13 protein-coding genes and 1 riboswitch are annotated in these 13,776 nt (G+C 64.3%); of the genes, 8 read left to right on the top strand and 5 right to left on the bottom strand.

Annotated features, from left to right (window positions below; genetic code table 11):
• Positions 1-17 precede the first annotated feature (17 nt).
• From ABQX22_RS22220 to ABQX22_RS22200, 5 genes are all read left to right on the top strand, one after another.
• Complete coding sequence (locus tag ABQX22_RS22220; RefSeq protein WP_349802022.1) at positions 18-872, top strand: IclR family transcriptional regulator; 855 nt, start codon at positions 18-20, stop codon at positions 870-872.
• A 267-nt stretch (positions 873-1,139) separates the two neighbouring features.
• Positions 1,140-1,355: riboswitch (cobalamin riboswitch) on the top strand.
• Between the two features lie 113 nt (positions 1,356-1,468).
• Complete coding sequence (cobW, locus tag ABQX22_RS22215; RefSeq protein ID WP_349802021.1) at positions 1,469-2,548, top strand: cobalamin biosynthesis protein CobW; 1,080 nt, start codon at positions 1,469-1,471, stop codon at positions 2,546-2,548.
• Between the two features lie 3 nt (positions 2,549-2,551).
• Positions 2,552-6,316 carry a cobaltochelatase subunit CobN gene (gene cobN / locus ABQX22_RS22210; protein WP_349802020.1) on the top strand — a complete coding sequence of 1,255 codons (3,765 nt, stop codon included), beginning with the start codon at positions 2,552-2,554 and terminating at the stop codon, positions 6,314-6,316.
• 213 nt (positions 6,317-6,529) lie between these two features.
• On the top strand, positions 6,530-7,564 hold the full coding sequence (locus ABQX22_RS22205; protein ID WP_349802019.1) for an ATP-binding protein: 1,035 nt from the start codon (positions 6,530-6,532) through the stop codon (positions 7,562-7,564).
• Between the two features lie 119 nt (positions 7,565-7,683).
• The gene (locus tag ABQX22_RS22200; RefSeq protein ID WP_349802018.1) at positions 7,684-8,220 is read left to right on the top strand and encodes a vWA domain-containing protein; all 537 of its coding nucleotides are present in this window, start codon (positions 7,684-7,686) and stop codon (positions 8,218-8,220) included.
• 97 nt (positions 8,221-8,317) lie between these two features.
• On the opposite strand, the gene ABQX22_RS22195 is transcribed toward ABQX22_RS22200, so the two are convergent.
• Positions 8,318-8,584: a hypothetical protein gene (locus tag ABQX22_RS22195; RefSeq protein ID WP_349802017.1), complete on the bottom strand. Its 267-nt coding sequence runs from the start codon at positions 8,582-8,584 to the stop codon at positions 8,318-8,320.
• A 389-nt stretch (positions 8,585-8,973) separates the two neighbouring features.
• On the opposite strand from ABQX22_RS22195, the gene ABQX22_RS22190 reads away from it, so the two are divergent.
• Positions 8,974-10,293, top strand: a complete 1,320-nt coding sequence (locus tag ABQX22_RS22190; RefSeq protein WP_349802016.1) for a sigma-54 dependent transcriptional regulator — start codon at positions 8,974-8,976, stop codon at positions 10,291-10,293.
• 126 nt (positions 10,294-10,419) lie between these two features.
• Here the strand turns inward: ABQX22_RS22190 and ABQX22_RS22185 are convergent, their stop codons facing one another.
• Positions 10,420-10,950: an AAA family ATPase gene (locus ABQX22_RS22185; RefSeq protein ID WP_349802015.1), complete on the bottom strand. Its 531-nt coding sequence runs from the start codon at positions 10,948-10,950 to the stop codon at positions 10,420-10,422.
• Between the two features lie 4 nt (positions 10,951-10,954).
• Positions 10,955-11,521: a nicotinamide riboside transporter PnuC gene (gene pnuC / locus ABQX22_RS22180; protein ID WP_349802014.1), complete on the bottom strand. Its 567-nt coding sequence runs from the start codon at positions 11,519-11,521 to the stop codon at positions 10,955-10,957.
• Positions 11,522-11,869: 348 nt separating this feature from the next.
• On the opposite strand from pnuC, the gene ABQX22_RS22175 reads away from it, so the two are divergent.
• Positions 11,870-12,700, top strand: coding sequence for an undecaprenyl-diphosphate phosphatase (locus tag ABQX22_RS22175; protein ID WP_349802013.1), 831 nt, complete (start codon positions 11,870-11,872; stop codon positions 12,698-12,700).
• Between the two features lie 6 nt (positions 12,701-12,706).
• Positions 12,707-13,150, top strand: coding sequence for a DUF1294 domain-containing protein (locus tag ABQX22_RS22170; protein WP_349802012.1), 444 nt, complete (start codon positions 12,707-12,709; stop codon positions 13,148-13,150).
• 5 nt (positions 13,151-13,155) lie between these two features.
• Here ABQX22_RS22170 and ABQX22_RS22165 read toward each other — a convergent pair whose 3' ends face one another.
• Entirely contained in the window at positions 13,156-13,500 is a 345-nt protein-coding gene (locus ABQX22_RS22165; protein WP_349802011.1) for an MmcQ/YjbR family DNA-binding protein, read from the bottom strand.
• A gap of 85 nt (positions 13,501-13,585) precedes the next feature.
• The coding region (locus ABQX22_RS22160; protein ID WP_349802010.1) for a hypothetical protein at positions 13,586-13,776 on the bottom strand (191 nt) is incomplete at its 5' end.

Here is a 13,776-nt window from a genome sequence, read left to right as displayed (position 1 = left end):
TTATTTGCGAGCGCCTCATGCCGTCAGAGCCTACGCCCCACGACACACTGCCCCCGCAAGCGAGCGACAGCGACACGCTATCGCCACAGCAGTCGCCGCTGTTCGCCAGCACCCTGGCCCGCGGGCTGGAAGTGATCATGGCGTTCCGCGCGGGCAACCCGAGCATGAATCTGCCGGAGATTGCCGCCGCCACCGGCATCACCAAAAGCGCGGCCCAGCGGTTTGCATTCACCCTGGAAACCCTGGGCTATCTGCGCAAGGATCCGCACAGCAAACGCTATCAACTGACCCCGCGGGCCTTGTCCCTGGGCTTCGGCTATTTGCAGACCGACAGCCTCATCGACCGCGCCTCGCCGTACCTGCACCAGCTCAACCGCGAATGCCACGAGAGCTGCAACCTGTCGGAGCCCGACGGCCACGAGATGGTCTTCGTCGCGCGCTTCCCCAGCCACAATCAGGTGATGATTCCCATGCCGCTGGGCCTGAGCCTGCCGATGTATTGCACCGCATCGGGCCGTGCGTACCTGTCGCGCCTGGCACCGCAGGCCTGCGCCGAGCTGCTGGACGCCATGCCTCGGCCGTCGCACACCCACGCCACCGTGACCGAACTCGATGCGCTGCTGAGCAAGATCGGCGAGGCCCGGGAGGAGGGTTACAGTGCCATCGAGGGTGAGTATTTCCTGGGTGATATCAGCCTGGCCGCGCCGATTGTCGATGCGGGCGGCATGCCGCTGGGCGCGATCAATATCTCGGTTCCGGCCAGCCGCTGGAGTTTCGAAGACGCCCGCAAGGCCTTCGCCCCAGCGCTGATCCACACCGCCCACGCGATTTCCAGCGCGGGCTGGAGTCAGCGTTCGGGCGGGTTTCGGTAGTCTGGTTTTAGGGCCGCTTCGCGGCCCATCGCAGGCAAGCCAGCTCCCACGGCCTGCGGCCAGAATCAAAAGCCTATCGTAGGCATGCCTCGCTCCAGCAAGGTTGACGGAGTTTGAGCAAATGCGCTTCTGCCGTAGGCGTGGGAGCTGGCTTGCCTGCGATCTGCCGCGCAGCGGTAGCAAAACCGGTGCACGCGGTCTGTCTGACACCCCGCCGCCATGAACGCCCCGCCATCGACCGAGCATTGACCTGACCCTGACCACTGCGTAGCCTTGCGCAGTCGAGGTTCGCCGGGCTGCTTGTCAGCCGGCGCTAAGAAGGGAATGCGGTCGATGCCGCAGCTGCCCCCGCAACTGTAAACGGTCATGTTCATTGCACAGCCACTGCGCACAGCGGGAAGGCGCGATGAATGCCTGTCGGGTTTCACTCAAACCCTCAGCGCCACCGTAAGCCAGGAGACCTGCCTCGACCGGACCTCGCGTCCACGTATTCTCACTACAACCGGGCGGGGTGATCCGGTGGCGAATCGAACGGCCAGCGGTCCTGCTGCGCGGTTCTCGTCCCTTTTGCCCGCCGTCAAGCTCAAGGGTATCCGATGAAAACGCTGGCCAAACTTCCCGTCACTATCGTCACCGGCTTCCTCGGCTCGGGCAAAACCACCTTGCTGCGGCACATGCTGGACAACGCCGAAGGGCGCCGCATCGCGGTGATCGTCAACGAGTTCGGCGAGCTGGGCATCGACGGCGACCTGCTCAAGCAATGCACCATCGGCTGCACCGAAGAAGAAGCCAACGGCCGGGTCTACGAACTGGCCAACGGCTGCCTGTGCTGCACGGTCCAGGAAGAATTCTTCCCGGTAATGCGTGAACTGGTGGCCCGTCGCGGCGACCTCGATCACATCCTCATCGAAACCAGTGGCCTGGCGCTGCCCAAGCCGTTGGTGCAGGCCTTCCAATGGCCGGAAATCCGTAACGCCTGCACCGTCGACGCGGTGATCACCGTGGTCGACAGCCCGGCGGTACTGGCCGGCACCTTCGCCGCGTTCCCCGATCAGGTCGATGCCCAGCGCAAACTCGACCCGAACCTGGACCACGAATCCCCGCTGCACGAACTGTTCGCCGACCAGTTGGCCAGCGCCGACCTGGTGATCCTCAATAAAGCCGACATGCTCGACGCCGAATCACTGGCCGCCGTGCGCACTGAAGTGGCCGAAGAGCTGCCGCCGGCGGTGAAGGTCATCGAGGCCAGCAACGGCCAGCTGCCCATCAGCGTCCTGCTGGGGCTGGGCGCCGAGTCCGAGCTGCACATTGACAGCCGCAAGACCCATCACGATCACCACGAAGGCGGCGACCCTGACGACCACGATCATGATGCGTTCGATTCCATTTCCATCACCTTGCCCCAGGCCGATGAACGCCTGTTGCTGGACGCGTTGACCCAGGCAGTCGTGCAGCACGGCATTCTACGGGTCAAGGGCTTCGCGGCGATTCCCGGCAAACCCATGCGCCTGCTGGTGCAGGGCGTCGGCACGCGCTTCGATAAACACTTCGACCGCGCCTGGAAAGCCGATGAACAGCGCGTCACCCATCTGGTGCTGATCGGTCAGGAACTGGATGCCACGGTGCTGGAAACCCAGTTGCGCGCGGCGCTCACGCCGGTGGCGGTGGAAGGCTAAGGCATGCACCTGCTCAGAACCCAGCCCGGCGGCTTCGTCCCGGACGACAGCATCGCTGACCTGGGGCAAACCCCCGCCGAGCTGGTGATTCTGTGCAGCGGTGACTCGAATCTGGCCCTGCTCGCCGAAACCGCGCAGCAGCTGCCGGACGACTACCCGAGCCTGCGGCTGGCCAACCCGATGCAGGTGCAGAATCACGCCTCTGTCGACCTGTACGTGGACGAGGTGCTGCGCCACGCCAAGGTCATCCTGATTTCCCTGCACGGCGGCATCGGCTACTGGCGGTATGGCGTCGAGCGCTTGGTTGAGCTGGCGGCCAAAGGCGTGAAGCTCATCCTCGTGCCCGGCTGCGATCGGCCGGACCCCGAGCTGAGCGACCTGAGCACCGAATCCGCCGATGACCGCGAGCGGCTCTGGCATTACCTGCGTCAGGGCGGGAAGCACAACGCGCTGTCGCTGTTTCACTTCATGGCCACGCGCTGGCTGGGCGGTGACTATCCCTGGACCGAGCCACAGACGCTGCCGCGCACGGTCATTTACCACCCGCAGAACGCCAACGCTGACCTGGCTCGCTGGCAGGCTGACTGGCGCGCGGATCAGCCAGTCGCCGCCGTGCTGTTCTATCGCTCCCACCTGCAAGCCGCCAACACCGGTTTTATCGACGTGTTCTGCCAGCGGCTGCTGGCTCAGGGCCTGAATCCGTTGCCCATGGCGGTGGCCAGTCTCAAAGAGCCAGCGTGCCTGACGGCAGTGCAGGACTGGATGGACGAAACCGGCGCCGAGATCATCCTCAACACCACCGGTTTTGCCCAGTCCAGCCCGGAAGCGCCGCATCTGCGGCCGTTTCGCCGCAACATCCCGGTGATCCAGGCCATCTGCGCCCAGGACAACGAGCCCGCGTGGCAGGCCAGCGAGCAAGGCCTGGGCCCTCGTGATCTGGCGATGCACATCGCGCTGCCGGAGCTGGACGGGCGGATCATCAGCCGGCCCATCAGCTTCAAGGACCTGGCCTGGTACAGCGAGCGCAGTCAGTCGGACGTGGTGTGTTACCGCGCCCAACCCGAGCGCATGGATTTTGTCGCCGAACTGGCCCGGCGCTGGGTACTGCTGGGGCGCCTGCCCAATCAGGACAAGCGCATTGCACTGATCCTCGCCAATTACCCGACCCGCGACGGGCGGATCGGCAACGGCGTGGGGCTCGACACCCCGGCGGCCGCGTTGAATATCCTGCGCGCCCTGCAACAGGAGGGCTACCCGCTGGCGCCGTTGCCCGATACCGGCACCGCGCTGATCCACGCCTTGCTGGGTGGCGTGACCAACGACCCGGAAGGTCGCGATCAGCGGCCATGCCACCAGAGCATGGCCATGGACGAGTACCTGGCCGCATTCGCCGATTTGCCGCCCGCTAATCAGCAGGCGGTAATGGAGCGTTGGGGCGCGCCGGACACTGACCCGATGTGCCGCGGCAACCGGATGATGGTGGCGGGCTTGCGTTTCGGCCTGACCTTCATCGGCATTCAGCCAGCCCGGGGTTATGACGTCGACCACAGCGCGGTCTACCACGACCCCGACCTGGTGCCGCCCCACGGCTATCTCGCGTTCTACTTCTGGCTGCGCAAAAGCTACGGCGCCCACGCGGTGATCCATGTCGGCAAGCACGGCAATCTGGAATGGCTGCCAGGCAAGGGCGTCGGTTTGTCCGAGCACTGCTGGCCGGATGCGATTCTCGGCCCGATGCCCAACATCTATCCGTTCATCGTTAACGACCCGGGCGAGGGCGCTCAAGCCAAGCGTCGGACGCAGGCGGTGATCATCGATCACTTGATGCCACCCCTGACCCGCGCCGAGACCTACGGCCCGTTGCGCAATCTGGAACTGCTGGCCGACGAATACTACGAAGCGCAGTTGCTCGATCCACGCCGTGCACGTGAGTTGCAAAAGGACATTCTCGGTCTGGTGCGGGAAACCCACATCGACCGCGAGCTGGCGCTGGAAGAGGGACTGGACTGCGACGCGGACGCGGCCATCTGGTTGCCACGCCTGGACACCTATTTGTGTGATCTGAAGGAATCGCAGATTCGCGACGGGCTGCATGTGTTCGGCGAATCGCCGGTCGGGCGTCTGCGCATCGACACCTTGCTGGCGCTGTTGCGTATTCCGCGAGGCGACGGCAAGGGCGCGCAAGCCAGTTTGTTGCGCGTGTTAAGCAAAGCGTTCGCGCTGGGCATCGACCCGCTTGACTGTGTACTGGGGGATCCGTGGACCGGCCCGAAACCTCATGCATTACATGAAGTGAGTCAGGACCCGTGGCGCACGGTGGGCGATACCCGAGAACGTCTTGAGATGTATGCGGCGCGTTTGATCGAGCGTGCGCTGGATGAATCAGGCGCGGCTGAATCGTTTGAAAACAACGAGTTGTCGTCACTAATTAATAATCTGCTTGAGGTCGTCGCGCCGCGTCTGGACGCTTGCGGCCCTGCGGAAATGCAGGGCTTGCTGGATGCGCTGAGTGGGCGTTTCGTCCCCGCCGGCCCCAGCGGTGCGCCGAGTCGCGGTCGGCTGGACGTGCTGCCCACGGGGCGCAATTTCTTTTCAGTGGACGTGCGCAACCTGCCGACCACCACCGCCTGGCGCATCGGTTTCCAGTCGGCCAACCTGCTGCTGGAGCGCCACCTGCAGGACAACGGCGATCACCTGCGTCAGCTGGGATTGTCGGTCTGGGGCACGGCGACCATGCGCACCGGCGGCGATGACATTGCCCAGGCGATGGCGTTGATGGGCGTTCGCCCGGTGTGGGCCACGGGCAGCCAGCGGGTGGATGATTTCGAGATACTGCCCCTGAGCCTGCTCGACCGTCCTCGAGTCGACGTCACGCTGCGGGTGTCGGGGTTCTTCCGCGATGCCTTCGCCAACCTGATTCGCCTGTTCGACGCGGCGGTGCAGGCGGTGGCCGCGCTGGATGAGCCTGACGACCTGAACCCGCTCGCCGCCAGGGTGCGTGAAGAGCGCGCCGGATTCGAGCAGGCCGGAGACAGCCCGGAGCAGGCCGCGCGGCAAGCCGGCTGGCGAATTTTCGGGGCCAAACCCGGCGCGTATGGCGCGGGCGTGCAGAACGCCATCGACGGACGCCTCTGGCAGACCCGGGATGATCTGGCCGAGGTCTACCTCAATTGGGGCGGCTACGCCTATGGCGCCAGTGACGAAGGCACGCCGGCGCGGGAGCGCTTTGCCCAGCGTCTGAGTCAGGTGCAGGCGGTGCTGCAGAACCAGGACAACCGTGAGCACGACGTGCTGGATTCCAACGACTATTACCAGTTCCAGGGCGGCATGCTGGCGGCGGCGGAAAGCCTGAGCGGCAGCAAAACCGCGAGCTACCACGGCGACCACAGCCAGCCGGACCTGCCGAAGATCCGCACGCTCAAAGAAGAGCTGAACCGGGTGGTGCGCTCACGAGCGGCCAATCCGAAGTGGATCGAAGGCGTCAAGCGCCACGGCTACAAGGGCGCTTTCGAAATGGCCGCGACCGTGGATTTTCTGTTCGCCTTCGACGCCACCACCGAGCTGATCGACGACCATCAATATGCGCTGCTGGCCGATGCCTATTTGCTGGACCCCGCGACCCGCGAGTTCATCGAACAGCACAACCCGGCGGCCCTGCGGGACATGACCGAGCGCATGCTCGAAGCCCAGCAGCGCGGGTTGTGGCAGGAGCCGGGGGAATACAAAGAGGCGCTGGAGAATTTGTTGCTTGATATCGAAGAAAGCTGACGCCTGCATAGCCCTGTAGGAGCTGACGAGCCGCCGAAGGCTGCGAAGCGGTTCATCAGCCGACCCCGATGCGCCAGACATCGCATCTGATCGCAGCCTTCGGCGGCTCGTCAGCTCCTACAGGGGCCAGCGTTGGATCCGGATACCGTTCGAGCGGCGGACGCGGGCTCTCACAGGCTTTGTGTCGCACCCAATTACTGCAGAGAGTTTGAGATGACCGACACCCCGCATTTCCCCTTGGCCGCTGTCGTCGGCGCCGATCCGTTGAAGCTCGCGCTGTGCCTGACGGCCATCGACCCAAAAATCGGCGGGGTGCTGATCGAAGGGCCACGGGGGATGGCCAAATCCACCCTGGCCCGCGGGTTGGCGGACCTGCTGGCCAGCGGTCAGTTCGTCACCTTGCCGTTGGGCGCCACCGAAGAGCGGCTGGTAGGCACACTGGACCTGGATGCGGCGCTGGGCGAAGGCCGTGCGGCGTTTTCCCCCGGCGTGCTGGCCAAGGCCGACGGCGGCGTGCTGTACGTGGATGAAGTCAATCTGCTGCCGGATCACTTGGTGGACCTGCTTCTGGACGTGGCCGCCAGTGGCATCAACCTGGTGGAGCGTGACGGGATTTCCCATCGCCACCCGGCGCGCTTCGTCCTGATCGGCACCATGAACCCGGAAGAAGGCGAGCTGCGGCCGCAGTTGCTGGACCGTTTCGGGCTGAACGTGGCGTTAAGCGGACTGACGGCACCGGCCGAGCGTGGCCAGATCATTCGTCGTCGGCTGGATTTCGATGCGTCGCCCGAAGCGTTCTGCGAACAGTGGACCCAGCAGCAGGACGCGTTGAAGGCCCGTTGCGAGCGGGCGCGTGGGCTGGTCCCGGCGATTGCGCTGGATGACCGCAGCCTTGAGATGATTACTGAGCGCTGTTTTGCCGCCGGCGTCGACGGCCTGCGCGCCGACCTGGTGTGGCTGCGGGCGGCCCGGGCCCATGCGGCGTGGCGGGGCGTCTCGGCCATCGCCGAAGAAGACATCGATGCGGTGGCCGAGTTTGCCTTGCGTCATCGCCGTCGCGCGTCAGCTGACACGCCACCGCCGCATAGCCCGCCACCGCCACCTCCGTCGATCGAGCCTTCGGACGCACAGGCGCCGCAAACGCCGCCACCCGCTCCTCAGGGTGAAGGCAACTGGGGCGCGTTGCCCGCGCAACCGGTCGCCACCGGCACACGCCGGGACGTGCCGAGCTGGCCAAAAAAGCCCTAGGCATTCGCCCCCGTTCGACCAAGGGGGCGAATGCCCAGCCTCGGCCTGGTCGGCTCAGCCGCGGAAAAAGCGGTGCAGCCCGGGCCGGCAACGAGGGCGCGATTGCCTGGCTGCCGACCTTGCTGCGCGGGCGGCCCCGAACCCGCGCCGATCTGATCCGCCAGCCTCGCAGCGCACGGCCCAACGCGCTGTGGCTGGTGATCGTCGACGCGTCGGCGTCCACCCGGCGGCATCAGGCGTTGAGTCAGGCAAAAGGGGTGTTGGCGCAGCTGTTTGACGATGCCTATCGCGCCCGGGCGCGGCTGGCCTTGCTGACGGCCAGTGGCGGTACGCCGCGCTGGCAGCGACAGGGCCTGAAAGCGAGCCCGGCCTTGCAGCCCTGGCTGGAGGCCTTGGGCGCGGGGGGCGGCACGCCGCTGTTCGACGCGCTGGAGCAGGCGAGTACGTGGTTGCGTCAGCGGCAGAAGCGACACCCGGCAGAATCACAGCGGGTGCTGGTGCTCACCGACGGGCGCATCAAGCAGATGCCGCCACTGGCCGGGTTTGACTGCCCGAGCCTGGTGATCGATATGGAACTGGGGCCGATACGGCTGGGCAGGGCGGCCGACATCGCAACGATGATCGGCGCGGAGTATCGGCACGTTCGTGAGCTGTGAGGTTCAAGCTGCAAGCTGCAAGCTGCAAGCTAAAAGCTAAAAGCTAAAGCGGATCTCGCTCTTGCTTGCAGCTTGCAGCTTGCAGCTCAACGCTCCTTCAAGCCGGCATCGTCCACGGCGCGAGGCTATAGCCTTCGCCGCTGATCTGCGCGCGGGCTTGTTCGAGCAAGGCGGCCAGTTGTTTCGGGTCGGAATAGGTGCTGCTGGGAATCTGTGCACGACCGATGCGGGTGCTGGTGCGGTCGACGACGGTCAGGCTCAGTTCGCCGTTACCGTCTTGAGGGGCCCAGGCCACGCAGCGAAAGGGATGAAAGGCGTGGCCAGCGATGAGCAAAGCTTCGTTAAAGCGCAAAGGGGCGTTCATGGCGTTTCCTCAAATGCCCGTATCAAGACTAGGCCCTGCGGCGGGCGTCCCGCTGGGTTGGTTACTTGTACTGATGACGGCACAGGGGCACCGAGTCACACCCCGCCCTGAAAATAATTTCCCCCCCGCACCGTCGCGCCGCAGTGACCACGGGCTTGCGTGCCCTTGGGGCAGATTGTCGCAGGTCCTGTCACGCGGCCTGTCCAACCCCACACTGACCCCCCGATGCCCTCGACGCACTAAGTCCGTTTTGATCTGAGCCTTATAGATAATCGTTCCAAGAGCGCGTCAATAAAGTTGCTAATGTACGTGCCAGGGTCGCCAAGACACTGTTTCTAAAATGGTTTTGCGGTGCGTCTCCTCCCAATCCCTGGCGTCAAGGAAACTATATGCATGAGCTGGCACCTACGCGTCGCTTGTTAATTGTCGACCCTTGCAATGAAAGCCTCGGCTTGATCCCCGGCTTGCGCGCTGCAGGTTGGGAGGTCGACAACTGCACCCTGCAGTCCGCCGCGTCTCGTCCCTGTGACGTTGGCCTTATTCGATTGATGCCCCAGCATTTCGAGCGCCCCGAGGTGGTCAAGGACCTCATCACCCGCAGCCATACCGAATGGATCGCGGTATTGACCCCAGATGACCTGCGCCGCGAGCAGATCGGTGATTTCGTCTGCGAGTGGTTCTTTGATTTTCATACCCTGCCGTTCGACGTCGCCCGGGTCCAGGTCACCCTGGGCCGCGCCTACGGGATGGCGCGCCTGCGGGCGCAAGGCGCCAGTTACGGCAACGGGCCGGAGCACCAGATGCTCGGCGAAAGCCGCCCGATCCGGGAACTGCGCCGGCTGCTGACCAAACTGGCGCCCACCGAATCCCCGGTGCTGATTCGCGGCGAAACCGGCACCGGAAAGGAGCTGGTGGCGCGCACGCTGCACCTGCAGTCCCAGCGTCGACACAAGCCGTTCGTGGCGATCAATTGCAGCGCCATCCCCGACCATCTGCTGCAGCCCGAGCTGTTCGGTTATCAGTACGACGGGTTTTCCGGCAATCAGCCGCGCAAGATGGGACGCATCGAAGCGGCCAACGGCGGGACCCTGTTTCTCGACGAAATCGGCGATCTGCCGCTGGATGTGCAGGCCAATCTGCTGCGGTTTCTGCATGACCGGCATCTGGACATTGGCGGGGAATCGGTGCCGATCGATGTCCGGGTGCTGGCCGCCACCCACATCGACCTGGAAGCGGCGATCCGCAAGAAGCTGTTTCGCGAAGATCTGTATTACCGGCTCAACGTGTTGCAGGTCGGCACGGCGCCGTTGCGCGAGCGGCACGGGGACCTGGCGCTGCTGGCCAACCACTTTGCCCATTTCTACAGCCAGGAGACCGGGCGCCGGCCGCGCAATTTCAGCCAGGACGCTCTGGTTGCGATGGGCAAGCATGATTGGCCGGGCAACGTCCGTGAGCTGGAAAACCGCGTGCGTCGAGGGTTGGTGCTGGCCGAGGGCAGGCAGATCGAGGCGTTTGACCTCGGCCTGCTGGGGGAAGAAGAAATCAGCTCCAGCATGGGCACGCTGGACGACTACAAATCCCGCGCCGAACGCCAGGCCCTGTGCGATGTGCTGACCCGGCACAGCGACAACCTGAGCGTGGCGGCCAAAGTGCTGGGGGTGTCGCGGCCGACGTTTTATCGGTTGCTGCACAAGCATCAGATTCGCTAGAGGGCTTTCAAGGAAGATGCACCACCCGTGGGAGCGGACCTGTCCGCGAAGCATGGGTCCAGACGACGCAGGTGCGGCGGGCACGCTGGCGTATTCGCGGACAGGTCCGCTCCCACAGGGGCCGCGTCATCCCACCTGTTTAATGAGCCTGTCGACGATTTGAAACGCCTGCTCGCGCCGCTCGCTCCAACTTCCACCGACCACTTGATAGACCTGATCGTGGCGGTCCAGCCAGCGTTGGCTGGCGTCGAAAAACGCCTGGCGTTCGGCGAGTGCCGGTTGGCAGCGCTGGCCGTCGCCGATCCACTCGACGCCTTCAGCCGCCAACAGCAGGGTCAGGTCGTAATGCCGCGCCAGCAAGGCTTCTTCCAGCCAGTCCGGGCAATCCCCGAACAGCGTCTGGCTCCAGAGCCTGTTGCTCAGCAGGTGGGTGTCCAGAATCAAGAGCTCAGGGGCGCGGGCACGGGCCGCGTCCTCCCAGGCCAGCTGTCCCCGGGCGATGGCGGGGATGTCGGCGTAGCACGTGTCGCGCTGCACCTGATCGATGAAATGCCGCACGTACTCGCCCACGCACTCGCCGCCGAACTGTTGCTGCAACTGGGCGGCCAGCCAGCTTTTGCCGCTGGACTCGGGACCCGCCAGGACCAGGACTTTCATCGTGTCATCCGCGGGCCAGGGCCGGGTCAGCGCGCCAGTCACGCCAGCCCTGCACGGCGAGCAGGGTGAACAGCGCGTACAGGGCCGCGGTGAGGTAGAGGCCCTTGTAGACAAACAACCCGACGAAAATCACGTCCAGCACAATCCACAGCGGCCAGCATTGCACGCGTTTTTGCGCCATCCAGACCTGCGCCACCAGGCTGAACCCGGTGAGGGCGGCGTCCAGCCACGGCTGCGCCGCGTCGGTGAAGTGCGCCATGGCTGCGCCCAGTGCCAGGCTGACCAGCGCGCCGGCGCCAAGGCTGACCAGCAAGGCGCCGTTGCCCAGCACGCTGACGGTTCGGCCATTGGCGACCTGGCCGCGGCGGGTCCATTGCCACCATCCGTACAGCTGCAAGACCGCGTAGACCACCTGCAGCAGCATGTCCGAATACAGTTTCACGTCGAAGAAGATCCAGGTGTAGAGCAACACCATTACCAGCCCGATGGGCCAGCACCACGGGTTTTGTTTGACTGTCAGCCAGACGGCAATCACGCCGAGCGCGGCGGCAAACAGTTCAAGCCCTGACATGGCAACTCCTGTGGATTCGGGGGATCGAGTGGGTACATCACGCGGCAAAAGCCGGGCGCGATTGTAAGCGCTTTATGGCGTCGGGTGGAGCGCAGATCCGCGCAAGTGATCTGCCGCGCGCGCGGATTGGCACCGCGCGACTGCGGGCCGGCCAACGTCAAAACTTACGCGCCATTATTCATGCTAGAGCGTTGGCGCTGAAGGTCTGCTAGCATCGCCGCGCTTGCGTGTCGGAGCGGGCTTTCTGAACCTTTCATGCAGTGTTGACGTTCGATCATTTATGGTTCGCGGCGATCGCAAATTAAATAAACATGGGCCGTGTCATGAGCACGGTCCGCTGGGGGAATGATGGATCTATGGACCGCCGCACAGGCGCTGATACTTGGGGTTGTTGAAGGCTTGACAGAGTTTCTGCCGATTTCCAGCACGGGCCACCAGATCATCGTTGCGGATTTGATCAATTTTGGCGGCGAGCGGGCAGCGGCATTCAACATCATCATCCAGCTGGGGGCGATCCTGGCGGTGGTGTGGGAGTTTCGGCGCAAGATCTTTGAGGTCGTGGGCGGCTTGACCACCGACCCCAAGGCCCGGCGCTTCACCGTCAACCTGATCATCGCCGTGTTGCCGGCCATGGTCCTGGGCGTCCTGTTCGCTGACTTGATCCACGAATACCTGTTCAATCCGATCACCGTGGCCGCAGCGCTGGTCATCGGCGGCTTCGTGATGCTGTGGGCCGAGCGCCGCCAGCACGCAATCCACGCCGAAACCGTGGATGAAATGACCTGGGCCGACGCCCTGAAAGTCGGTTTCGCCCAGTGCCTGGCGATGATTCCAGGCACCTCGCGCTCGGGCTCCACCATCATCGGCGGCCTGCTGTTCGGCCTGTCGCGCAAGACCGCCACCGAGTTCTCGTTCTTCCTGGCCATGCCGACCATGGTCGCCGCCTCGGTGTACTCGGGCTACAAGTACCACAGCCTGTTCCAGCCGAGCGACTTCCCGGTGTTCGCGGTGGGTTTCATCACCTCGTTCATCTTCGCCATGATCGCCGTGAAGGGCTTGCTCAAGTTCATCGCCAGCCACAGCTACGCGGTTTTCGCCTATTACCGGATTGCCTTCGGCCTGTTGATTCTGGCGACCTGGCAGTTCGGCTGGATCGACTGGTCCAACGCGCAAGGGTAACCGGCCATGGAACAGCGGGTGCCTGACGGCAGCAAACGTGCGACCAGCGTCCGGCCTCGACCGGCGGTGCGCTTCCTGCGCACCAAGTTGGTTGTGTGCCTGCTGCTGTGTGCATTGCCGGGGTACGGCGTGATCGCGTTGTGGCTGAGCGGCGGATCATGGCTGCCGGCGGCGGTGTACGGGCTGATGAGCGTGCTGGCGTTTTTGCTCTATTGGCACGACAAGCACCGCGCCCGCATCGACGGCCGACGCACCCCGGAGAAAGTCCTGCACGGGGTGGAGCTGCTGGGCGGGCGGCCGGGGGCGTTGCTCGGCCAGCAAGCGTTCCGCCACAAGACGCGCAAGGTGTCTTATCAGGTGGTGTTCTGGGGCATCGTGGTGCTGCATGAATTGTTCTGGATCGATCGATTGGTGCTGGGCGGCAATTTGATCGCGCGGCACCTGTATTGATCCGGTCAGAGCTTTAGCGCGATCTGGGTTTTCTTCGGCAGCTTGCCGACCACCAATTGGTGGGAGCGGGTGAGCAGGTCGCGCAGTTCAGCGTCGCCCAGGGCGTAGGGCACGGCCACGCTGATCCAGTGCGCGCGGGCCAGGTAGGGCGCCGGTCGCACACCCGGACGGTCGACGTAACCTAGAAACAGGTCGCTGGCGACCTTGAACGACAAGCCCTTGCCGGACAGGTCGAGTACCGCGAACATTTTGTTCCCGGCAATCGAAAACACCCGCATGCCGCCCCATTTGTAGTCTTCGCGGGCGCCGGGCAGGCTCAGGCAAAACTGTGCGACGTCTTCGGGTTTCATCGTTTCTCCTTCGAGTGCGGCGATCATGATGGGTCGTACCTTACGCGGTCCTGAACTGACTCCCAAACATGTGTGGGTGACGCGGTCACTTGTAGGAGCTGACGAGCCCGTGGGAGGCTGCGGGGTCGCGCTCGACCGATGCGGTGGGTCTGACACGACTCGGGATTGGATCGGGCGAATATCCGTTATCGGAGGTGTTGCTGATATCGGTTCCGCCCTTACGGCGGGTCACTTTTGCCAAACGCCGCAAAAGTAACCAAAAGGTCTCGCTCCCGT

It is taken from the genome of Xanthomonas sp. WHRI 1810A, assembly GCF_040202885.1.
Lineage (GTDB): Bacteria > Pseudomonadota > Gammaproteobacteria > Pseudomonadales > Pseudomonadaceae > Aquipseudomonas.
This window is presented reverse-complemented; position numbering and strand designations above follow the sequence as displayed.